We start from the raw sequence: 21,900 nt of genomic DNA, 5'->3' as shown, positions 1-21,900 counted from the left end.
AAGTTTTTTTTATTTCCGGCAGTAAATACTTATAAACAAGATAATTAGGAGAATTTAATTTATGAATATCAGATATGCAGTTGAGTTTTCAAAAGAGCTTTTACAGATACACAGTCCCGGAGGCTATACAAAAAATGCCATAGACCGAATAAAAAAAGAATTCGATTCATTAGGCATAAAATATACCGAAACGAATAAGGGTGCCATTTATGGAACTATTGAAGGAAAAAACACAGCTAAACACAGAGTTGTTTCAGCCCATGCCGACACCCTAGGTGCAATGGTACGACAAATAAAACCTAACGGCTGCTTAAAACTTGCTGCCATAGGCGGTATAGCTTTTAACAGCATTGAAGGCGAAAACCTTTACATCATTACACGAACCGGCAAGGTCATCACAGGGACCGGCCTTCCCGAAAAAGCCTCTGTTCACATATTTGAAGCTATCGAAAAGGAAGAAAGAAACTTAGAAACCTTTGAAGTCCGCCTTGATGCGGAAACTCACTCAAAGGAAGAAACTCTGGCTCTTGGTGTAAATATAGGAGACTTTGTAGCCTTTGAGCCCCGCACGGTCGAAACCGAAGACGGCTACATAAAATCCCGTCATTTGGATGATAAGGCTTGTATCGGTATGCTTTTTGCCGCTTGTAAGGCCCTAAAAGAAAAAGGCGAAAAACCGGCTTATACAACACATTTTTTTATAAGCAATTATGAAGAAATAGGACACGGTTTTTACGGTATTCCTAAAGAATGTTTTGAAGTATTAGCCCTCGACATCGGAACGGTCGGAGGTGAGCAAAATTCGGATGAACATGCAGTAACCATCATCGCTAAGGATTCACGCACCCCATACGACTTCGGTTTTAGGCATAGACTTGAAAACCTTGCTATTCAAAATAAAATAAACTACAGAACCGATGTTATGTTCAGATACGGCTCGGATGCAAGTATGTACGTATTGCAGGGATTTGATATTAACTTTGCCTGTATGGGCCCGGGAGTAAACGCAACACATCATTATGAGCGGACACATATCGATTCCTATAAAGAAACTATAAACCTATTATATGCTTATCTGATGAGTGAATAGGTGAATTTAACTTTTTAATCAATAACGTTGAATAGCGGTAAATCTATAAGGCTGCAAGTCTTTAGCTTTGCCGCTTTTTTAAAATTTCCGGTTTTATTTTGCCTTCATAACCCTGGTCACTCGGCTCATAAAAATGAGTGCCCTCAAGCCCATCCGGAAGGTATTGCTGTTTGACCCAATGCCCTTCAAAGGCATGAGGATATAAATAGCCTTCACCATGACCTAGAGCTTCTCCATCACGGCTTGAATCTTTTAGGTGATTAGGCACTTCTTTATTCTCTTTTTGAACACAATCGAGGGCTTTAAAAAAGGCTTCTGCACTGTTTGATTTAGGGCAGGTCGCCAAATAAAGGGCAGCATGGGCTAGATGATACCTGCCTTCAGGCATACCGACCCTGTCAAAGGCTTCGGCCGCACCTGCAACTACGCTTACAGCCCCCGGAGAAGCAAGCCCTATATCTTCGCAGGCAGAAATTAACATTCGCCGGAATATAAACCTTGGGTCTTCTCCTGCCGCTATCATACGGGCAAGCCAGTAAACGGCCGCATCGGGATCGCTGCCCCTGATCGATTTTATAAAGGCGCTTATAACATCATAATGATAATCCCCGTCTCTATCGTATAAGACAACCTTCTTTTGGATGCTTTCTTCGGCTGCTTTTAAACTAATCGTGATTTTAAAATTTTCTTCAGGGGGCCAATGGTCTACGCTGGTTTCAATAGCAAGTTCAAGAGCGTTTAAAAGACTTCTTGCATCGCCGGATGCCGTATCAATAAGATGAGCCAAGGCTCCTTCTTCAAATTCTATTTTCCAATTACCGTAACCTCTTTCTTTATTTGCCAGAGCAAATTGTACAACTTTTTTTAGATCATCATCGGTTAAAGGTTTTAATTCAAAAACTCGGCTGCGGCTTACAAGAGCCTTGTTTACCTCAAAATAAGGATTTTCAGTTGTAGCACCGATTAAAATTATCGTACCGTTTTCTACCCATGGCAGGAGGGCGTCCTGTTGGGACTTATTCCAGCGGTGAACCTCATCCACAAAAAGAATAGTCTTGCGGTTGTAGAGTTTTTTATTTTCTTCAGCATTGGATATAGCTTCCCTTATCTGCTGTACTCCTGCTAAAACGGCATTTAAACTTAAAAAATTGCTTTTGGTGGTATTTGCGATAACTCGGGCGAGGGTGGTTTTTCCCGTGCCGGGAGGGCCGAAAAAAATAACCGAAGAAAGCCTATCGGCTTGGATTGCCCTCCTTAAAAGACACCCCTCTCCGATAATATGCTCCTGCCCCACATATTCATCCAAATTAAGGGGCCTCATTCTGGAGGCAAGAGGTTCATTTTGTTTAGAACTTGAAGCTGCAGCTTCAAAAAGATCCTTACTCACGGTTCCATTCGCGTTTTTTATCGCTATAAAAGCCCCATAGACCGGCATTTCGTTGAATCACGCCTGAATAGATGCCCATAAATACGGCATACTCATCCCCACCTCTAGAAACGCCCAACAGAGGAAATGAATAATAACTTCCAAGAGTGGTTTGATATTGGGAATAGGAACCGGAGGGCGTTGTAGAACCGGAATTACCGGGGTTAAGCTGTTTTGCATTTGATAGGTTAATCGGGGTAGAACCATCCAACTGTACCTCGGTATATCCTTCGGCGCAGCCTATCAATATGGTTTTTCGTGTTCCGGCTTTAAAGTATGAAATATTGTCAGGGCTTCCGGATATTGGTATTGAAGAGCTAAAGGTACTTCCATCATAATAATAGATTGTTGATCCGGCCAATACAAAAATTTCATTGTCAGCTCCGGCAGGACAAATAGCTTTTGCACCGCTCGGCAAATCAGGGACCGCTGAGGAAACACCATTTTTATATAGCTTTTCAGAACTTCCCGATTTTACTAAAACATAGTTTCCTGCCGCTGATAAGGAATCTACTTTGCCTGTATCTATAGAAGTGCTAAGACCTGTTTCTTCTATCTTAAAAACTTGTTTTTGGCTTGAATCATAGCCGAAAACAATCTTATTACCGGCAATAATGCGTATATTTTCAGAATTGGGAACATCCTTCCAGCTTCCGTTTTCATAATATTTTACACTTCCTGAAGCAAAACAAGCAAATGCCACGGTACCGTTACTTGCAAGCTGTTGAGTACCTTGGGCGCTTAAAATTTTTGACCAAGAGCCGTCGGAAGTTTTTGATTTTGAATAAACGCCGCCCAGATTTGCAGCATAAACATTATTGTTCACCTCCAGCAAACTTAATACATTCCCCGCAACGGAAAAATTGTTTAATTCTATTTCTTGTTCAATAGCAGCAAATATGGGGCGATCATTACAAGACATAAAGCCGATAAAAATAAGCGGTATTAAAATAAAAATTAATTTCCTAAATTTCATGCTGAATTCTCCGTTTAATTAAAGATGATATCTGGCGGCAAAGCTTATGCCTAAAAAGTTTCCTGTTCGGTTATTTGATTTATCCTTGTGCCACTCAGGAACAACATTCCAAGATACATCGCCTCCGAATGACCATTCAGGAGAAAATTGATAGTAAGTTCCTGCATCAAACCTAAAAATCATCCCAAAGTATTGAGCCCCGTTTCCGCTATAAGACTGAACGGCAGCCCCTATACCTCCGCCAAGAGGGAAGCGCCATTTTCCGGCAGCAAAGGTATAAGCCATATCAAAGGTTATGGGTACGGCAAAGTAAAGGTTTTTTGCCAATGTAGGATAAAACTGAAAACTTATACTTCCTCCCAAAGAAAATCCGTCAAGAATATAATACCCAAAAGCGGCATTGATAGTACCGCCCGGCCAAATATTAGGCTTAATCGCAAATTTGCTAGCAGAAGTATTAAAAAGAGGTATTCCTAGGGATAGGCCTATTTTTATAAATTTATCGCCTTGCCTGACAGGCCGAAACACCGCACTACCGTCTATTTTGCTGTTTGAAGGAACCTCTCCCTCATCTTGTGCAAAAATCGGAATAAAAAAAATGCTTATAAGAATACAGAAAATAAATTTCTTCACGTTTAGTTCACCTCTAGCTTGATAGAATATAGTATATCGTATTTTTTACAAGAATGTCTATATGTAAGTCTTGAACAAAATCTTATTATGTTATAACATTATATCTATAAGATAATATAGAAAGTCCTTGTTTTTCAAAACTATTACGAGCGTAGAACAAACAAGGAGAATAATAGTTACTTATACAATTATTTACGGAGGGAAAAAATGAGTGCAAAAATTATTGACGGTGCCCAGATAGCGGCAGATTTAAGGGCAGATGTTGCAAAAGATGTAGAAAAAATAAAGGCAAAGGGTGTCCAGCCCACCTTAGCCGTTATTTTGGTAGGAAATGACCCTGCCTCCCAATCTTATGTAAAGGGAAAAACAAACGCCCTTCATGAAGTAGGTATGAATGACAGAACATTCAGACTACCTGAAACGACAACTCAGGATGAGTTACTAAAACTTATAAAAGAACTGAATGCAGACAAACTTATAAACGGTATTTTAGTGCAGTTGCCGTTACCTAAGCAAATCGATCCTGATGCTGTAATTGAAGCCATAAATCCCGAAAAAGATGTAGACGGATTCCATCCTGTAAATGTCGGAAAACTCCTTTTGGGACATGATACCTTTATTCCTTGCACCCCCCACGGTGTAATTCATCTTTTAAAAAGAGCCGGTGTTGAAACTAAGGGGGCTAAGGCCGTTATCGTAGGCCGCTCCAACATTGTAGGAAAGCCTCTTTCCGTTTTGATGATGAATAAGGATGTAAACGCAACGGTAACCGTTTGCCATAGCGGTACAAAAAATTTAGCCGAAGTAACAAAAGAAGCGGATATACTGATTGCTGCTATGGGAAAGCCTAAATTTATTAAAGCCGATATGATTAAAAAGGGAGCTGTCGTTATAGATGTCGGTGTAAACCGGATTGATGACAGTACCAAAAAAAGCGGCTTTAGGCTTGTAGGCGATGTAGACTTTGAGCCAGCCTGCGAAATTGCTTCTGCAATAACACCCGTTCCAAAGGGAGTAGGCCCCATGACCATCGCCATGCTCGTTGCAAATACTCTTATCGCCGCAAAAAGGCAAAACGGTTTGGAATAAGCCGAGTTGTTTTAGTTCCGTTAAAACTACAAAATCCCCGAATTGAGATTATCAACTCGGGGATTTTTGATTTTTAAATTACTTTTTTAAATCACTTTAAGATTATAAAGACTTGTGGCAAAACCAGAAGTCATAACCGTCATATTCCTTTAAGCGCTTTTTAGCTTCCGCTTCTGTGGGAGGCGGCGGAATGATAACCTTGTCCTTGATTAAGCCGTTATTAGGCCAGTCGGCAGGCAAAGCAACTTTATTTTTATCGGATGTTTGCAGAGCTTTAACGGCTCTAACAATTTCTTCCATATTTCGGCCGATTTCCTGCGGATAATAAATAACAAGTCTAACTTTTCCGTTAGGATCAACGATAAATACGGCTCGAACAGTGTTAGTACCTTTTCCGGGGTGCAAGAGACCAATCTTATTTGCAACACTGTCATTAGCAGCAATTACAGGGAAGGTAATCTCAACACCGAGCTTTTCCTTAATCCACTCAATCCATTTTAAATGGCTCTGTATTTGGTCAATTGAAAGGCCGATAAGTTTTACTCCTAGTTTTTCAAACTCAGGCATAAGTTTTTGAAAAGCTACAAATTCCGTAGTGCATACGGGGGTAAAATCTGCAGGATGGCTAAAAAGCACAAACCAGCTGCCTTTAAGATCACCGGGAAGATTAAGATGCCCGTGTGTTGTTGAAACCTCTAACTGAGGGAAATCATCCCCTAAAAGGGGCATATTCATTGCCATGTGTTCCATAATTTTCTCCTTAAAATTATTTTAAAGCGGATTTTAACATCCATATTTGTTTGTCAAAATATTCGATAATCCCGCTAAGGATTCCGTCTGTAGATGCATCATTACTGTCTGCAGCTTCAATCCGAGTTACCTTTATTTCTTTTACAAGGTACTCAAAATCAGCCAAGATTTTTTTAAGAGCTTCTACGCTTTTAAAAGATTTGTTTGTTTCTTCTTCAATTCCTGTCACAGCCAAATACTCTTTCATTGAAGAAGGAGCTTTTTCGTTTAGCTGTAGAATTCTTTCAGCAACCGAATCATAGAAATCGCTAATAGTTTCATAATATGATTCTATCATTTCATGCACTGGTTTAAAATCAATACCTTCAACGTGCCAGTGATAATTATGTAATTTTACATAAAGAACCGCTAAGTCGGCAGTATGTACTGATAATCTTTTAGTTATATTGTTCATAAACACCTCCATATTTGTTCATTTATATACAAGCAAAATCTATGCTAAGCATAAAATTTAAGGAAAAAAGCTTTTTTAAGCAAAAATAAGGGAATTTTTATCGAAATATTTGGAATTTTAATAAAAAAGATTGTTTTAAATAAAATTTTCACTGATATATCAGTGGGCAGTCACCGATATATCAGTGCATCGGCATATCAGTGATATTCTTTTTCTTTTAAGTATAGGAAAAGGGCTGCATTCATCATTGCGTGGGTATAAGGCGGATTACCCATGTTTTGAATAACTTTTTTAACGGGGATTTCAAGAATATTTAAGAACTCATCATCATCAAGGTTTTGCTTGCCTTCAGTGCCATCCAATTCTGCAAAAAAAACCGTGCATGTGTTTTCCATTATTGCAGGATTTGGGGACAATACCGACAAACATTTTATTTTTTTAGGGGCTCTACCGGTTTCTTCTAAAAGCTCCCTTAAAGCCGCATCTTCGGCCTTTTCTCCTTTATCAACAACACCTCCGGGAAATTCTATGTAGACGTTTTCCGCACCGTGCCTCCACTGCTGTACCATTACAAACATGTCTTCTCCAGATGAGTTTCGGTACACGGGAACAATAATAACCCAGCTAGGTGCTTTTAAAGAAATAAAGGTCTTTTTTTCCCCTTCAGGAGAAATACTGTCTTTTTCGCATACGGTAAATACTCTTGTCTTTAATACTTCTCTGGAAGAATCAGGTTTCCATATAATTTTGTCATTCTTTTCCATAAAAATTGCAATTCTCCATTTGACATATCAAGGATTTCAGGTTATTCTATTATAAAGCGAATTTAATTGCAAGGAGGTTTTTATGGCAATTATAACTATTTCACGCAAAATCGCTTCCTTTGGTGACGAAACGGCAATTGAGTTGGCCAAACTTTTAAATTACAACTTTGTTGACCGCAAATCATTGGAAAAAGATTTGCTTGCAAGAGGAATTTCGGAAGTGCAGCTAAAAAAATATGATGAACGCAAGCCTAGCTTTTGGGCATCCCTTTCAAGGGAAAGAGATTCCTACTTTGATTATCTGCGTGAAGCAGTATACGAGCATGCTTCTTCCGGCAACAGCATTTTTATAGGCAGGGGAGGGTTCGCAATCTTGAGAAATGTACCCGGCCTTTATTCGGTACGCTTAGTTGCTGCCGACGATATACGAATTTCAAGATTGATGAAAGAATTCAATTATTCCGAAAAAGATGCAAGAGCGCTAATGGAAGAAAGTGATAATAATAGAGACGGGTTCCATAAGAATTTTTTTAATACGGCTAATGAAGACTCGTCCGAATATAATTTAGTTATAAATACGGGGCATGTAGCCCCTCTTCAAGCTGCCGAGATAATCAAATACGGGTTTGAAAAAACCATAAGCAAAGAAGAAACGGCCTCAGGCGATAAAAGATTAAAAGAGCTTTTATTGGCTCAAAAAATCGTAAATCATATTTCCTTCGATTTAAAACTTCAAATATATTTCCTTGAAGCCGATATTTCGAAAGATGAAATTATTTTACACGGTGTAGCCGACAATGCAGGGCTTATCCAAAAAGCCGTGTCCGTAGCCGAAGAAATGTCAGAAGGACGTAAGGTTTCTTCATCGATAAGCAGGGTAAACGAGTATAAGCCTTTTCCGTAAAAGCTAAAAAAACAGCTTACATAAACTTATAGAAAAATCGGCCGAGATTGAGTTTCGGCCGATTTTTTTCTTTTACTAAAATAAGCCTATTCTACGGTATAGCCCGCATCTTCAATAGCCTTTTTTAGATCTGCAACTGTAACGCTTTCAGGATGTGTGATAGTTGCCGTTTTTGCGCCTAGGTCTACTTCGGCAGAAACACCCGAAATCTTTGTTAAAGCTTCCTTAACATGGGAAACACAATGTTGGCACTGCATGCCGTTTACCTTTAATACCGTATTCATAAGTTCTTTCTCCTTAATTTTATTTTCACCCGTTATGCAAGATTCTGTAGAGTCTGCATTACGGTTTATTTTTTGTTTTCTTTTAGGTTTAAAATAGTTTAAGCGCAAAGCATTGCTTACAACCGAAACGGAGCTCAAGCTCATTGCAGCTGCTGCAATCATCGGGCTTAAAACAATACCGAAGACAGGGTAAAAAGCTCCCGCCGCTAAAGGTATACATAAAGAATTATAAAAGAGCGCCCAAAACAGGTTTTCTTTTATATTCCGCATAACGGCACGGCTTAACTGAATAGAATCTACGGCAGTTTGTAAATTATCATTCATCAAAATAATATCTGCACTTTCGATAGCTATATCCGTTCCGTTCCCTATGGCTATACCTACGTCTGCCGTCATAAGGGCAGGAGCATCGTTTATTCCGTCTCCTATCATAGCCGTTTTACGCCCTGCTTGGTGCAATTTTTCGATTTCGAATTTTTTATTTTGAGGCAGAAGCTCGGCAGCAAAATCATCAACTCCCGTTTGAGCCTTTATAGCATTTGCTGTTTTTTTGTTATCTCCTGTAAGCATTATGGTTTTTATGCCCATCGCCTTAAATTCCGCTATTGACTCAATGCTGCCTTCTTTAATTTTATCTGCAACAGCTATAATTCCTATGAGCTTTGCACCCGTACCGGTTTCCGAAGAGCTTCCGCCCGTACCGCCGCCCACACCGATCAAAAGAGGAGTCGCACCTTTTTCCGCAAGGGCATCAATTTCGGCCTTGGCATGGGAAATTTCGATATTGTTTTTTTGGAAGAGCTTTTCATTTCCTGCAAAGATTTTTAGGCCGGAAGATTCTTCAATACCCGAAATACCGAAACCGTGTTCCGCCCTAAAGTCCTTAATTTTCAAAGCCTCTAAGTTTTTTTCCTTTGCCCGTTTTATAACGGCATTTGCGAGAGGGTGCTCGGAAAGCACTTCAAGACTATAGGCAAAGCGCAAGACTTCGTCCTCGCTAAAGTTTTCGGTTTTTTTAATATCGATTACATCGGGGCGGCCTTGGGTTATTGTACCGGTCTTATCCAATACTACGGTGTTTGTTTTATGAGCCGTTTCAAGGGCTTCTGCAGAGCGGATTAAGATACCCAGCCGAGCGCCCTTACCTGTTCCGGCCATAATGGCTGTAGGCGTTGCAAGACCTAGGGCACAGGGACAGGAAATTACAAGCACCGAAATTGCTCTGGAAAGAGCAAATTCAAAGCTTTCGCCTGCAATAAGCCAGACAAAAAGCGTAATCACTGCAATAGCTATGACCGCAGGCACGAAGTAGTTGCTTATCTTATCTGCGAGTTTAGAAACGGGAGCCTTCGAGGCTGAGGCTTCTTCTACAAGGGCAATTATCTGGGAAAGGGTTGTGTCATCGCCAACTCTTTCAGCCTTAAAGGTAAATGTTCCAGATAAATTTATGGAGGCACTTACCACTTTATCTCCTGCAGTCTTTTCGACAGGGAGACTTTCGCCCGTAATTGCAGCCTCATCTACCGACGAATTCCCCTCTACTATGATACCGTCAACGGGAATGGAAAAACCGGGCTTGATTAAAATCAAATCGCCCTTTACAATTTCTTCAACCGGAATCTCCTCTTCATTACCGTTCCTGATAACAAGGGCGGTTTTGGGCCTAAGGTTCATCAGCTTTGTAATTGCCTGAGAAGTTTTTCCTTTTGCATTGGCTTCAAGGAATTTCCCCAAGGTTACGAGGGTTAAAATCATCGCAGCCGATTCAAAGTAAAGGTCTCCGGCAAAAAGCCTTACCGTTTCCATATCTCCGTGCCCCATTCCGTAGGCCATCTTATAAATAGCAAAGATGCCGTAAATAAGGGCTGCGCCGGAACCGACCGCAACGAGGGAGTCCATATTGGGTGCCTTGTTTAAAAAAGCCTTAAAGCCTCCCGTAAAGAATTTTTTATTTACAATCAGCACGGGAAGAGCAAGCAGAAATTGAGTAAAACTAAAAATAAGAGCATTTTCTATTCCGTGCAAAAAATGAGGAATCGGAAGAGAAGCCATGTGTCCCATCGATACATAAAAAAGAGGAATCATAAAGACTAAAGACAAGATCAGCCTTTTTTTTATCTTATCTCTTTCAAATTTGGCGGCATCGTTTTGAAATGAGCGGGAACCGGAAGTCTTACCGTCAGCCGAATTTTTATTTGAAGAAGAGTTTTTTAAACCTTCGGCAAGCGAGGCTCCGTATCCTGCTTTTTCGACAGCCTCTATAATCTTATCCGCGCTAAGGAAAGCCTCATCGTAATTGACGCTCATGCTGTTGGTTAAAAGATTTACCTGTACCTCGGCGGCTCCTTCAAGTTTTTCGACAGCCCTTTGAACATGGGAAGAGCAAGCCGAGCAAGTCATTCCCGTAATATTGAATTTTATTTTTTTACTCATGCTACTAATATACAACTTTTAAACGGAAAGGTCTAGGAAATGTATTGTAAATAAACAATAAAAGTTTTAGAATTATCTAAAAATGAAATATCAACGGAAAGATTTATGTATGGTACGTTTGTGAAACTTTGATTAATCTTAGAATATCTTTCATTGTTGCAGTCAAATCGGCCTCGGCTGTTTTTTTTGCTTGGCTGAAAGGTACTGCAAGGCGGTTTATACTGAATACGGCGGAAACTCCCATTTTATAAATATCGTCTATTTCCTCTTCTGCATCACCTACGACAGCTATTACAGGCACATTTTTCTTTTTGGCCCTTTGGGCAACGCCCGCAATAACCTTTCCCCTTAAACTTTGCCTATCTAATTTGCCTTCTCCCGTAAAAACAAAATCGGTTTTATCCAGTTTGTTCTCAAAGTCAACCGTATCAAGCACAATTTCAATACCCATTTTTAACTCGGAACCTAAGAAGATGAGCATTCCGTAGCCCATACCTCCGGCAGCCCCCGCTCCCGCAATTTCTGCCGCTTTGGAACGGGAATTGAGGGATTCGGTTTTCCCTGCAACCAGGGCTAAGTGTTGTAGGCCTTGATCGAGCTCTTCAACCATTTTAGGATCAGCGCCTTTTTGCGGAGCAAAGATGTAGGCCGCTCCGTTTTTTCCGAAAAGAGGATTATCTATATCGCACATAGCCGTAAACTTTGCTTTTTTTACAAGAGGGTTTAAGCCCGTCATATCTATGCGTTCAATATTTTTTAAAGTTCCGCCGGCCGGAATAAAACTTTTTCCATCCTTATCAAAGAACTTGACACCCAAGGCTGCCGCAGCTCCGCAGCCGCCGTCGTTTGTAGCACTTCCGCCCAAACCGATTATAATATTTGTGCAGCCGTTTTTAAGGGCATCGGCTATGAGCTCCCCCACCCCATAGGTCGTAGTAAGAGATGGATTAAGCCTTCCCATTGCAAGGGGAAGACCCGCACAGGCAGCCATTTCAATTACGGCGGTCTTTCCGGCAGTCGAATCTTCGCTTTTTAAGATACCGTAAAAGCTTTCCATTTCTTCAAAAAAAGGATTTTTGACTTTAACGGTTTTTTTTATGCCGCCTACAGCTTCTAAAAAGGCATCGACACTGCCCTCCCCTCCATCCGCAACAGGGATCGAAAGAGTTTGAGCTTCAGGGAAAATTTCTTTTACGGCATCCTTCATCAAAGTACATATTCGACCCGAGCTCATTGTTCCCTTAAAGGAATCGGGGATAAGCAGTATCTTTTTCATAGATTTAGGCCTGTAAAAACATTTATATATAAGTGCACATATAATTATATCATATAAACGCTTGGAATGCAAATTTAAATATGGTTTTTATATTGCAAATTTATTAAGCCTTGACATCATTTTGAAAAAGGGTCATCATAGTCTTAGCATATTTAATGATTTTAATGAGAGGCTTTATTTTATGGATATAAAAAATCTGAAAAAGGCTATAATTTTTATGAGCTTTATTTTTCTTGCTGCGGCTTGTTCGGATAATTCTGAGAAAGAACAAGATATAAAAACGGCTGACAGCAAAAACGACATTAAAGAAGAAGCATCAATAAATTTGCCGAATACGGAATCTATAAGTTTGACCACAGCAAAGTTAAAAGGTGAAAAAATAAAGCTTAGGGTTGAAAGATTTGTTTCCAATCGTGAACCTATATGGATCGATTTAAATTCAAATAAAAAAATGGATGAAAATGAAGATATAACGCCTTTTGTTGTACCCGGTATGTCCGCTTATCGTGATTATATTATTGATAGTGAAGTTATAACTATATATGGTAAAATAAATAGATTTTTTTGTGAGGGAAACCGTATAACAAGCATTGATTTAGCTAATAATCCTTCATTAACAAAACTCTCTTGTTCCGATAATAATCTTCAAGACTTGTCTCTTATAAATAACAGAGAACTGACATATTTATCTTGCGGTAAAAATAATTTGACTTCTATAGATTTTAGCCGAAATTTTGATTTAAAAGAAATTTTTTGTGATGAAAATCAAATCAGAGAACTCGATGTTTCTCATATTAAAAGGTTAACAACTTTAGAAGCTCAAAAAAATAAATTAAAATTTCTCGATATGTCGAAAAATACTTCTCTTACAACTTTATATTGCTATGAAAATGAGCTGACATATTTAAATACGGATAATTGTAAAGATTTAAAGTTTCTTGCTTGTTCCGAAAATGCTCTCACATATATAGATATAAGTTCAAGCTCTATTTTGCGTGAATTATGGTGTGCAAATAATAAACTTGAAAATATCGATTTATCAAAAAATGTGAACCTTACATTTCTTATGCTCAGTAATAATGTATTATCGGAATTGGATATAAGCAATAATTCCAGTTTAAATGAACTTTGGTGCAATAAAAATAATCTAACCGATTTATTCTTAGATGGCCATGAGAATCTTGAAATATTATCTTGCCATGATAATCAACTGAATTCGCTTGACATTTCTCATCTTGCGGAATTACAAGAATGTTATTGCCACAATACAAATATAAGCGAGTTGGATGTATCTAAAAATACTAAGTTGATAAGATTGTCTTGCGGCAAAAATAATCTTTCTCAAATAGACTGTTCTAATCTTAAAGATATTGAGTATCTTTATGTAGCGGGAAACAGCCTTACAGCTTTGGATATAAGGCAAAATTTAAATCTTACGGAACTTTATTGTCACAACAATATGTTGACAGAACTGAATCTAAACAGTAATAGAAAGTTAAAAAACTTATATTGCGGAAATAATAAACTAAAGGCTCTTAATACATCTAATAATGTAAAATTAAGTAATCTATACTGTAAACAAAATGAAATTACAGATATAGATCTTACAAAAAATACGGAATTGCAGTTTTTATCGGTAAGCGAAAACCGTTTGAAATTTTTGAATTTACGAAATAATGTAAAATTGGAAAAGCTATGGTGTTACGATAATTTACTCATGGGGCTTAGTGTTTTAAATAATAAGAATATAAAGCTTATATCTTGTTATAATAACCAAATAAAAGAAAAAGAAATGGAAAGGCTCATAAAGTCGTTACCTGCCCGTTCAAACGAAGAAAATGGAAGCCTCTATGTAGTCGATAGACGGGAAAATAGTACAGATAATAATATCTGCACTATTCAGCAGGTTAATAATGCAAAGAAAAAAAATTGGAATGTTCTAAAGTCTGAGGGCGAAGAATTTACGGGCCATTAAAAATTTTATAGGCTAATCTTTTTTGGAATTCCGGATTCACCTAAAAGATTAGCCTTTTTAGCATCTTAAAATTTAAAACCTTTCCGCTATGGCTTTTTCTATGCGCTTAATAGCTTTGTCTATACCTAAAATTTGGATTGAGCCTACAAGGGGCGGGCTTATTCTGCTGCCGGTAACGGTCATTCTGACAGGCATCATAAAGTCTCCCATCTTAATACCCATAGCATCGGCTTCCGCCCTAAAGACTTCTCCGCCTGCATGGTCATCAAGGCCGGCAATTTTGGGCATTACTTGGACTGCCCTTTGAAGAACTTTTTTTGTAGTTTCGGCATCAAGTTTTTTCGGTATTATCTCTTCGGCTTGAGGAACTGCCGGTTCTTCAAAGAGGAAACGCACCATGCCGGTTATTTCACTTAAAAGATGAAGTCTTTCTTTTACCAAGGGCATCACTTTCATTAGAATTTCTTTTTGTTCTTGAGAGGGTTTTAAATAGGTTTGGTTTTCAAAGCGGCATCCGGCTTTTTTCAGCTCTTCTTCATTTATTTTTCCAAAAAGGCCTGAATTTGCAATATAGGGCCATGTAAGATCGAAGAGCTCTTCATCGGTTTTTTCTCTCATATATTGGCCGTTAAACCATTCCAGCTTTTTATAGTCGAATACGGCCGGAGCCTTGTTTAAATGCTTAACATCAAAGAGTTTTTCCAAGTCTGAAAGACTGTACATATCACGGCCGTCTTCATAAGAACAGCCGAGCATAGCAACATAATTGATAATAGCTTCTTTTAGGTAGCCCTTGTTTCTGAATTCGTTACAGCTGGTGGCTCCGTGCCGTTTTGAAAGCTTTTGCCCGTCATTTCCCATAACCATGGGCAGGTGGCAAAATTGAGGCGGTTCCCAACCGAAGGCTTTGTACATAATCACATGCATGGGGGTGGAAGGGAGCCATTCTTGGGCACGCATAACATGGGTTATGCCCATAAGGTGATCGTCCACGATGTTTGCCAAGTGATATGTCGGAAACCCATCGCTTTTTAAAAGGATTTGATCGGGATTTATATCTTCATTTTTCCATTCAATATCGCCTAAAAGGGCATCTGTAAATTTGGTGCTGCCTTCAAGTGGAACCTTTAAGCGGATAACATAGGGAAGACCTTCGTCCATTTTAGCCTTAATTTCTTCAGCGGTCAAATTACGGCAAGCCCTGTCATAGCCCGGAGGCATCTTATTCATGGTTTGAATCTTTCGGATTCTGTCGAGTCTTTCAGAGTCGCAAAAGCAATAATAAGCAAAGCCCTTATCGACAAGCTCTTGGGCGTATTTTCGGTAAATTTCGAACCTTTGAGACTGAATATAGGGCGCACAGGGGCCTCCCTTTGGGCCGCCTTCATCCCATTCAAGGCCGAGCCATTCAAGGGTATCATAAAGGTTCTGTTCATATTCTTCGCTGTATCTTGTTCTATCGGTATCTTCAATACGCAAAACGAATTTTCCGCCTTTTGAGCGGGCAAAAAGATAATTAAACAAGGCTGTACGGACTCCGCCTATGTGCTGAAAGCCGGTGGGAGAGGGAGCATATCTGACTTTAACTTGCATAGTTACAAAACCTCCTAACTGTTATAGATAATGTCAAGTTTATTAAGGGGCTTATTATACATTTTTTTAGGCTTAGGTGCAAGGCTAAATTAAAGCTTATTTTTTTTTAGCCGATAGACTTATTAATGAAGCAGTCTCTTGTTAAATTTGCTTTTAGAGCAATATTTTTTTTATTTTTTATTTCAGTTATTTTTTCCGAATCAGGAGATATAAAGCAAAATGTTCCGGCCTCTTTTTCTCCTCCTAAATGGGAGCCTTTATTTCCCTCGGCTTTGTGGATAAAGGATGCACCGGTTAAAGAGGAAGTTGTGATATATACTGCAAAGACTAAACCGGAAATGGAAGCATCGCTTAAATTCGATGAATCAAAACTGCAATCCGTTTTATTGAATAACGATATTTTTGCCCTTTATGGGAAACCGGATGCCTATACTATGGGCATTTTAGGAAGATATACTCCTGAAGAAATTGAACCGATTATGAATGAGTTTGCGGCAATTTATGATGAAGCAAATAATGAGCGGGGCCTTATTCCTGCTTTTTATTTAATTTACGGCACATGTTGGCCGGGAGGAGAAATCGGTTTTCTTAGCCTATCTACTGTAAAAAAATACATTGAATTCGCCGCCGAAAGGGGATGGTATGTATTTATTGACCACCAAATCGGAAAATACACGGTAGAAAAGGCTATGAATGCAATTTTGCCTTTTTTGAGGTACCCGAATGTTCATCTTGCCTTGGATCCCGAATGGCATACGACAGAACCGATGAAGGTAATCGGCTCTGTTACGGGGGATGAGATAAATAAGGCCCAGGAAATGATGGATAAATACATAAAGGAAAATAGTATTACAGGCAGAAGAATGCTTGTGATTCATCAGTTTAATTCTATAATGATTAAAAAAAGGGCTAATGTAAGAAGCGATTATGAAAGGGTCCAACTTGTCCATTGTGCGGACGGCTTCGGCTCTCCTCAATTAAAGAAAGATTCTTATGCTTATAATGCTCTCGCACAAAACATTCCGTTAAAATCTTTTAAGCTTTTTTCAAAGCCGACTGTTGCGGGTGCAGGTTATGACCAGCCCATGATGACCCCTGATGAGGTTTTTAGCTTAAACCCTCGTCCTTATCTCATAATGTATCAATAAAGATTATCAAAGATTGTAAAATTAAAAAGGCTGTAAACTCATAAAGAGATACAGCCTTTGTTTTTTTTAAAGATTTGAGTTAAATTGAAAGGTAGATACGACAAGCCCATATCTTTAACAAAATATTTAATTAAAATCCTAAAGAATCTAAAATTTTCTCTGCTGTTTGATCCAAAACACTATCAATGTATGAAGGGTCTTGAAATTTTCTTCTAACTTCTTCTATTTTTTCTTGACGGATGTCCGGGGCAGCCTTTACTGCATCCATTGCAAAATAAATTTCTGATAGTTTTTGAGCCTCAGGAGACACTTGTATCGAATCGGAAGCTCCTACCTTTTCTATTTTTCTTGGTTTTTGAGTATTTTGTAAATTCTTGATCGGATCCATTCCGCCCAATTTTTCTATCATCATATTTTCCTGCCTTCATAACCGATTATCGGTTAATTTTAGTCAAAAGTTAAGGTTTTATTTTTATAAAAGCCTATTTTCCTGTAACAAAAACCGAAAATTCCCCCTTTATCGAGGGTCTTTTTTCAAAGTTTTCTAAAACTTCTGCAGCCTGCCCCTTGATAATTTCTTCATGGAGTTTTGTAAGCTCCCTCCCAACAATGAGCTCACGGTTACTATCTATTTCGGCAATATCAGCCAATAGCTTTACAATTCTATAGGGGGATTCATATAAAACAAAGCCCGCCCCGAAATCAAAGAGCTCTTGAAGCCTACGTTTGCGTTTTCCGGCCTTAGGCGACAAAAATCCCTCAAAAACAACAGTTTTGTCGTATGTGCCAGCTATACTCATCATAGCACCAAAGGCTGAAGCTCCCGGAATCGGAATTATTGTATGCCCTGCTTCCCTTGCCGCCCTAACCAAAATAGAACCCGGATCGCTGATTGCCGGTGTTCCTGCGTCGCTGGCATAGGCTATTTTTTTCCCTTCATCTAAAAGTTTTACAATCTTTTCTGAGGAGGCCGCTTCATTTACCGCCCTGCACGAAATTAGAGGCTTAGAGATTTCATAATGAGTTAAAAGGCCTAATGTGTGCCTTGTATCCTCACAGGCGATAAAATCGGCTTCTTGAAAAGTCTCTAAAGCTCTAAAACTGATATCTTTTAGATTGCCTATAGGAGTGGCAACGACAAATAAAATTCCCACTTAAACAGTGTATCATAATTTTAGTATTGAATCAATAGGAAAAAAAGTGTATGATATATTTATGACTGATTTACAGCCTTTATCATGGATGATACTAGTTTTTATAGGCCTATTTTTAATTGTATTCGCTTATACTCTTTTCAGTGCTTCTGCAAAACATGCAAGCGGAAAGAAAATCAGGCAAACAGGAAAAAAAGGTGCGCCCGGAGTATGTCCCATATGCGGTACGGTTTTGGCTAGAGATGAACAGGTAAAATCGGCTGTTTATCCGGGTGAAGATGATAAATTATGCTATATATACGGCTGTCCGCATTGTTATCCCAGATGTGAAAACGGCGTTCAACGTCAATGCCCTGTTTGCCATAAAACCGTTCCAAATGAAGCTCATCTAATTGCAAGATACTTTGACCGAAAAAAAGGGAAAAAAAGAGTTCACATATTAGGCTGTTCAAACTGCCGCTTTATGAGTTAAAAATGGGGAAAAATTCTTTTACACTAAAATATCTTTTTAAAAGTAAAGTATCTATTTTTTTTGTAATTTTTTTGGCCGTTGCAGCTTCTTTCTTTAATGTCGGTACGGCTTTTTTACTAAAACTCATAGCCGATTCGGTTCTCAATTACGAATTAAGTAAAATGATTCTTCTTGGAGGCTGTACTGTAGTTTATATTTTTGTTGCCGTTTTATCCGATTTTTTGGCTCATTATTCCCGTATTAAATTTTGTAAGCATATTTCATACTTGTTAAAAAACGATATTATTTTTAATCTTTTGAATAAAAGCGTTCTGCATAAAGAAAAAAAATCTTATTCCGATTATCAATCCTTATTATTAAATGATATTTTAAGTTTGGAGCAAAACTATTTTGAGGCTATTTTATCGTGCCTATATCAAGCTCTTAACTTGGTTTTTTCATTTTTGGCAATTTTATACATTCAGCCGCTTTTTTTACCTGTTATTTTGGTTATATGTATTCCGCCGATTTTATTTCCTAGATTGACACAAAATAAACTTGAATTCTTGCAAAAAAATAAATCCGAAACCCGTTCATTTTTTATAAAAAAATTAAGCGATGTATTGAACGGTTTTAGAACAATTAAAATGTATGGAGCTGAAGCAGCCTGTGTAAAATATTCCGATGATTCAAATTATGATTATACCCAAGCCGAAATAAAACTCGCAAAACGTGAAAATCTTATTATGTCATCAGCTTTCGGCCTAGGGCTTTTAATTATTCTTTTGACATGGGTTTCAGGGGCATTTTTTATAAGAGCCGGGCTTTTGACTTTTTCCGGTTTGATAGCTCTTACCAAAATTGCCGAATCGATTGCCGGGCCTTTTCAAATTATAGGTGAAAGATATGCCGGTATAATGTCTTCTAAAGCTATCAAAAAAACTATAAAATCAGTTCTACAAGAAAAAGAAGATATTTATAAAATAAAAGATTTTAAAGAAATACGGATTAAAGATTGTGTAATTGTTAAAGAAGAAAAGGAATGTCTGCAGATAGAAAATTTATCCTTAAAAACAGGGGATAGAATTCTTGTAACAGGAGTAAGCGGTTCCGGAAAAAGTACCTTACTTAATGTTTTGGCAGGATTTGAAAAAAATATGGGTAAGCTTTATATAGATGAAGTTTTACAAGAAGCCGATATTAGTCTTTCAAATCTTATTTTTATGCTGGAGCAAAAAACTCATATTTTTGATGCCGGCTTAATCGATAATATTACATTGTTTGATACGGCAAATAATGCGGCCGCCGAAGATGCAATAAAAAAACTTAATATAGCCTATTTAAGCACAAAGATGGAAAATCAAAAGCAATTCTCAGGCGGGGAAGAGCGGCGTATAGATTTTGCAAGACTGCTTATAAGAAATTTAAGCGAAAAAATAGTTTTACTTGATGAACCGTTTTCAGGACTGGATCTGCAAAATACCGAAAATATGATAAGAATAATAAATGAATTAAATCCTAAAATTTTAATTTTAACAGCTCATGAGGCTGACCAATTAGGCGGTCTAAATTACAACCGCCTTTTAAGAATAGAAAATACCGAATTAAAAGAAATTTAAAACTGAGGAACAACTTCCCCCGCTATTTCGCCTCTGTGATTTTTGATGTTTTTATCGGCAATGCTATCAAAATATTCGTAATCGGCTTTATCAATTACACCGAGTTTTTTTAACAAGTGAACCAAAACGATATCTCTGGTTTTTGAAATTCCGTCATAGGTTTTGACGGCAATACCGTATTTTTTATCGGGTAAAAGGCCGCCGAAATATCCGTTTGCTCCCGATTTTACAACAAGTTTTCCGGGATATTTTTTGACCAAAAGATGGTCTATTCTATCAGTACCGGAAGTGTATTCGGAACAGGCTGTTATGGAATCTATTATGTCTTTTGCATGAGTAGATACATTTTGAGGCAAATTTTCATAGTCGGCCATTCTTGCCATTCCGAATGCAAAATTGTAAAGGGGCAGAGAGTGAACCGGAACTCCGCAGCCGTCAACCGAGATATTATCATCGGGAATCTTGCAATCGCAAATCAGCTCTATCATTTCCCGTATTTTTTGCTGAACGGGGTGCTGAGGCTTGTAATAATCGTCAGTAGAAGCTTTCATTAATACGGCTGCCGCCAGCATACCGGAATGCTTTCCGCTGCAATTATTGTGAATATCGCGAGGTTTTTCGTTATTTACCTTCATTCTCAATTCTACTTCCGGTTTAAAAGGATAGTGAGGGCCGCACTTTAAGGCACTTTCATCAAGTCCGATTTTTTTTAATATTCCCGTTACGGTTTTTATATGAAAATCCTCGCCTGAATGGGAAGCACAGATTTGAGCTATTTCTTCATGGCTTAGATTGAACTTTTCCTTGGCACCCAATGAAAGAGGCACCAGAGCCTGAATAAGTTTTGCACTTGAACGCGGAAAGGATACTTCCTTTGGGTCTCCTGCCGAGTATACAATCTTACCGTCCTTATCGACTACGGCGATTGAACCGAATGTATAAAGGTCTTCAATTTTTCCTCTATAAGATTTTAAAAGTATTTCCATTTTATTCTCCTATTAGTGTATAAGTTTTATGAATTCTATTATAGTTTATACATATAGTCAATAGAGGTTATATGCAAAATTATGTTGTGCATAAAACCGGGCCATTGAAAAACCATAGGACATTTGATAGAATGTTTTTGGTTATTTTTAATTTAGAAGAGGTTAGTATATGAAAATAGGAATCTTCGGTGCTGAAGAGCAGGAAGTTAAACTTTTAAAAAAGCATTTAGTGGGAGAAATTCGAAAAATTGCCGGACTTAGTTTTTTTACGGGAACAATAATGGAAAAGGAAGTTGTGCTTGTTTGCAGCGGAATAGGAAAAGTCAATGCGGCTCTTTGCTGCCAAATTCTTATTTCGGAATTTAAAGTTAATGCTATAATTAATACCGGTGCTGCCGGCGGACTTTTGGAAGGCTTAAAAGTTTTCGATATGGTAGTTTCCACGGACGCAGTTCAGCATGATGTAAATGCTGTTACCTTCGGTTATCCCCTAGGTCAGGTGCCTATGACAAAATCACCTTTTTGGCCCACTGATAAAAAACTTAAGAACCTTGCCGTAAAAGCCTTTAAGGCTTTGCAAAACGAAAGTGACGATGAACACATAAAAACACTTAAACTTATCGAAGGCCGTATTGCTTCGGGGGATGTTTTTGTTTCTGATAAAAAACTCAGGGCAAAAATTATAAAAGAATTTAATCCTGCCTGTGTTGAAATGGAAGGAGCCGCCGCAGCTCAAGTTTGCAGCATAAATAAAATTCCTTTTTTAATTTTAAGGAGCATGTCCGATACGGCAGGAAAGGACAAAATTGCAAAAATATCTTATGATGTTTTTTCGGCACAGGCGGCAAAGGATTCTTCTCTTCTGGTACTGCAAATGCTGAAAATGCTTTAATAA

19 protein-coding genes and 1 pseudogene are annotated in these 21,900 nt (G+C 38.3%); 8 read left to right on the top strand and 12 right to left on the bottom strand.

Annotated elements, in window-relative coordinates:
* Positions 1-61 precede the first annotated feature (61 nt).
* Positions 62-1,090 carry a M42 family metallopeptidase gene (locus JO40_RS05105; protein WP_044978402.1) on the top strand — a complete coding sequence of 343 codons (1,029 nt, stop codon included), beginning with the start codon at positions 62-64 and terminating at the stop codon, positions 1,088-1,090.
* A 64-nt stretch (positions 1,091-1,154) separates the two neighbouring features.
* Here JO40_RS05105 and JO40_RS05100 read toward each other — a convergent pair.
* The 3 genes and pseudogenes from JO40_RS05100 to JO40_RS05090 form a co-directional block, all read right to left on the bottom strand.
* Positions 1,155-2,525: pseudogene (locus tag JO40_RS05100) on the bottom strand (AAA family ATPase); the annotation flags it as partial.
* A complete protein-coding gene (locus JO40_RS05095; protein WP_044978400.1) occupies positions 2,470-3,492 on the bottom strand; it encodes a hypothetical protein in 1,023 nt (340 codons plus the stop codon). The gene JO40_RS05095 and the pseudogene JO40_RS05100, both read right to left, overlap by 56 nt.
* A gap of 18 nt (positions 3,493-3,510) precedes the next feature.
* A complete protein-coding gene (locus JO40_RS05090) occupies positions 3,511-4,125 on the bottom strand; it encodes a TP0733 family outer membrane beta-barrel protein (RefSeq protein WP_044978399.1) in 615 nt (204 codons plus the stop codon).
* Positions 4,126-4,332: 207 nt separating this feature from the next.
* Between JO40_RS05090 and folD the strand changes: the two genes are divergently transcribed.
* Entirely contained in the window at positions 4,333-5,214 is an 882-nt protein-coding gene (folD, locus tag JO40_RS05085) for a bifunctional methylenetetrahydrofolate dehydrogenase/methenyltetrahydrofolate cyclohydrolase FolD (RefSeq protein WP_044978398.1), read from the top strand.
* Between the two features lie 102 nt (positions 5,215-5,316).
* On the opposite strand, the gene JO40_RS05080 is transcribed toward folD, so the two are convergent.
* From JO40_RS05080 to JO40_RS05070, 3 genes are all read right to left on the bottom strand, one after another.
* Positions 5,317-5,964 (bottom strand): peroxiredoxin, encoded by a 648-nt coding sequence (locus JO40_RS05080; RefSeq protein ID WP_044978397.1) that lies wholly within the window; start codon positions 5,962-5,964, stop codon positions 5,317-5,319.
* A gap of 16 nt (positions 5,965-5,980) precedes the next feature.
* Complete coding sequence (locus JO40_RS05075; RefSeq protein ID WP_044978396.1) at positions 5,981-6,418, bottom strand: Dps family protein; 438 nt, start codon at positions 6,416-6,418, stop codon at positions 5,981-5,983.
* Positions 6,419-6,615: 197 nt separating this feature from the next.
* Positions 6,616-7,182, bottom strand: a complete 567-nt coding sequence (locus tag JO40_RS05070; protein ID WP_044978395.1) for an NUDIX hydrolase — start codon at positions 7,180-7,182, stop codon at positions 6,616-6,618.
* Between the two features lie 82 nt (positions 7,183-7,264).
* Here JO40_RS05070 and JO40_RS05065 point away from each other — a divergent pair, with 82 nt between their 5' ends.
* Positions 7,265-8,086: a cytidylate kinase family protein gene (locus tag JO40_RS05065; protein WP_044978394.1), complete on the top strand. Its 822-nt coding sequence runs from the start codon at positions 7,265-7,267 to the stop codon at positions 8,084-8,086.
* An 86-nt stretch (positions 8,087-8,172) separates the two neighbouring features.
* On the opposite strand, the gene JO40_RS05060 is transcribed toward JO40_RS05065, so the two are convergent.
* Positions 8,173-10,803 (bottom strand): heavy metal translocating P-type ATPase, encoded by a 2,631-nt coding sequence (locus tag JO40_RS05060; protein WP_044978393.1) that lies wholly within the window; start codon positions 10,801-10,803, stop codon positions 8,173-8,175.
* Positions 10,804-10,906: 103 nt separating this feature from the next.
* A complete protein-coding gene (locus JO40_RS05055; protein ID WP_044978392.1) occupies positions 10,907-12,079 on the bottom strand; it encodes a glycerate kinase family protein in 1,173 nt (390 codons plus the stop codon).
* Positions 12,080-12,260: 181 nt separating this feature from the next.
* Here JO40_RS05055 and JO40_RS05050 point away from each other — a divergent pair, with 181 nt between their 5' ends.
* A complete protein-coding gene (locus tag JO40_RS05050) occupies positions 12,261-14,054 on the top strand; it encodes a leucine-rich repeat domain-containing protein (protein ID WP_044978391.1) in 1,794 nt (597 codons plus the stop codon).
* A 72-nt stretch (positions 14,055-14,126) separates the two neighbouring features.
* On the opposite strand, the gene gltX is transcribed toward JO40_RS05050, so the two are convergent.
* On the bottom strand, positions 14,127-15,647 hold the full coding sequence (gene gltX / locus JO40_RS05045) for a glutamate--tRNA ligase (protein WP_044978390.1): 1,521 nt from the start codon (positions 15,645-15,647) through the stop codon (positions 14,127-14,129).
* Between the two features lie 125 nt (positions 15,648-15,772).
* Between gltX and JO40_RS05040 the strand changes: the two genes are divergently transcribed.
* Positions 15,773-16,795 carry a hypothetical protein gene (locus tag JO40_RS05040; RefSeq protein ID WP_044978389.1) on the top strand — a complete coding sequence of 341 codons (1,023 nt, stop codon included), beginning with the start codon at positions 15,773-15,775 and terminating at the stop codon, positions 16,793-16,795.
* 130 nt (positions 16,796-16,925) lie between these two features.
* Here the strand turns inward: JO40_RS05040 and JO40_RS05035 are convergent, their stop codons facing one another.
* Both JO40_RS05035 and rsmI read right to left on the bottom strand, forming a co-directional pair.
* A complete protein-coding gene (locus tag JO40_RS05035) occupies positions 16,926-17,207 on the bottom strand; it encodes a flagellar biosynthesis anti-sigma factor FlgM (RefSeq protein ID WP_044978388.1) in 282 nt (93 codons plus the stop codon).
* A 70-nt stretch (positions 17,208-17,277) separates the two neighbouring features.
* Positions 17,278-17,949 (bottom strand): 16S rRNA (cytidine(1402)-2'-O)-methyltransferase, encoded by a 672-nt coding sequence (gene rsmI, locus JO40_RS05030; protein ID WP_044978387.1) that lies wholly within the window; start codon positions 17,947-17,949, stop codon positions 17,278-17,280.
* 61 nt (positions 17,950-18,010) lie between these two features.
* Here rsmI and JO40_RS05025 point away from each other — a divergent pair, with 61 nt between their 5' ends.
* Together JO40_RS05025 and JO40_RS05020 are read left to right on the top strand one after the other, a co-directional pair.
* Positions 18,011-18,421 carry a hypothetical protein gene (locus JO40_RS05025; protein ID WP_044979713.1) on the top strand — a complete coding sequence of 137 codons (411 nt, stop codon included), beginning with the start codon at positions 18,011-18,013 and terminating at the stop codon, positions 18,419-18,421.
* A 2-nt stretch (positions 18,422-18,423) separates the two neighbouring features.
* A complete protein-coding gene (locus JO40_RS05020) occupies positions 18,424-20,019 on the top strand; it encodes an ABC transporter transmembrane domain-containing protein (protein WP_044978386.1) in 1,596 nt (531 codons plus the stop codon).
* Here JO40_RS05020 and JO40_RS05015 read toward each other — a convergent pair.
* Positions 20,016-21,005, bottom strand: coding sequence for an asparaginase (locus JO40_RS05015; protein WP_044978385.1), 990 nt, complete (start codon positions 21,003-21,005; stop codon positions 20,016-20,018). The two genes, JO40_RS05020 and JO40_RS05015, sit on opposite strands and share 4 nt — an antisense overlap.
* 169 nt (positions 21,006-21,174) lie before the next feature.
* On the opposite strand from JO40_RS05015, the gene JO40_RS05010 reads away from it, so the two are divergent.
* Positions 21,175-21,897 carry a 5'-methylthioadenosine/adenosylhomocysteine nucleosidase gene (locus tag JO40_RS05010; protein WP_044978384.1) on the top strand — a complete coding sequence of 241 codons (723 nt, stop codon included), beginning with the start codon at positions 21,175-21,177 and terminating at the stop codon, positions 21,895-21,897.
* Positions 21,898-21,900: the final 3 nt, after the last annotated feature.

This window comes from Treponema putidum (assembly GCF_000755145.1).
In the GTDB taxonomy this organism is placed as follows: Bacteria; Spirochaetota; Spirochaetia; order Treponematales; family Treponemataceae; genus Treponema_B; species Treponema_B putidum.
Note: the sequence above shows the minus strand (reverse complement) of the source record. Positions and strands in the feature narration are given on the sequence as shown.

What these genes read in the sequence shown, in the direction of transcription:
- JO40_RS05105 (WP_044978402.1), top strand. Translation starts at nt 62, where the DNA reads ATGAATATCAGATATGCAGTTGAGTTTTCAAAAGAGCTTTTACAGATA.
- JO40_RS05095 (WP_044978400.1), bottom strand. Translation starts at nt 3,492, where the DNA reads ATGAAATTTAGGAAATTAATTTTTATTTTAATACCGCTTATTTTTATC.
- folD (WP_044978398.1), top strand. Translation starts at nt 4,333, where the DNA reads ATGAGTGCAAAAATTATTGACGGTGCCCAGATAGCGGCAGATTTAAGG.
- JO40_RS05080 (WP_044978397.1), bottom strand. Translation starts at nt 5,964, where the DNA reads ATGGAACACATGGCAATGAATATGCCCCTTTTAGGGGATGATTTCCCT.
- JO40_RS05075 (WP_044978396.1), bottom strand. Translation starts at nt 6,418, where the DNA reads ATGAACAATATAACTAAAAGATTATCAGTACATACTGCCGACTTAGCG.
- JO40_RS05070 (WP_044978395.1), bottom strand. Translation starts at nt 7,182, where the DNA reads ATGGAAAAGAATGACAAAATTATATGGAAACCTGATTCTTCCAGAGAA.
- JO40_RS05065 (WP_044978394.1), top strand. Translation starts at nt 7,265, where the DNA reads ATGGCAATTATAACTATTTCACGCAAAATCGCTTCCTTTGGTGACGAA.
- JO40_RS05060 (WP_044978393.1), bottom strand. Translation starts at nt 10,803, where the DNA reads ATGAGTAAAAAAATAAAATTCAATATTACGGGAATGACTTGCTCGGCT.
- JO40_RS05055 (WP_044978392.1), bottom strand. Translation starts at nt 12,079, where the DNA reads ATGAAAAAGATACTGCTTATCCCCGATTCCTTTAAGGGAACAATGAGC.
- JO40_RS05050 (WP_044978391.1), top strand. Translation starts at nt 12,261, where the DNA reads ATGGATATAAAAAATCTGAAAAAGGCTATAATTTTTATGAGCTTTATT.
- gltX (WP_044978390.1), bottom strand. Translation starts at nt 15,647, where the DNA reads ATGCAAGTTAAAGTCAGATATGCTCCCTCTCCCACCGGCTTTCAGCAC.
- JO40_RS05040 (WP_044978389.1), top strand. Translation starts at nt 15,773, where the DNA reads ATGAAGCAGTCTCTTGTTAAATTTGCTTTTAGAGCAATATTTTTTTTA.
- JO40_RS05035 (WP_044978388.1), bottom strand. Translation starts at nt 17,207, where the DNA reads ATGATGATAGAAAAATTGGGCGGAATGGATCCGATCAAGAATTTACAA.
- JO40_RS05025 (WP_044979713.1), top strand. Translation starts at nt 18,011, where the DNA reads ATGACTGATTTACAGCCTTTATCATGGATGATACTAGTTTTTATAGGC.
- JO40_RS05020 (WP_044978386.1), top strand. Translation starts at nt 18,424, where the DNA reads ATGGGGAAAAATTCTTTTACACTAAAATATCTTTTTAAAAGTAAAGTA.
- JO40_RS05015 (WP_044978385.1), bottom strand. Translation starts at nt 21,005, where the DNA reads ATGGAAATACTTTTAAAATCTTATAGAGGAAAAATTGAAGACCTTTAT.
- JO40_RS05010 (WP_044978384.1), top strand. Translation starts at nt 21,175, where the DNA reads ATGAAAATAGGAATCTTCGGTGCTGAAGAGCAGGAAGTTAAACTTTTA.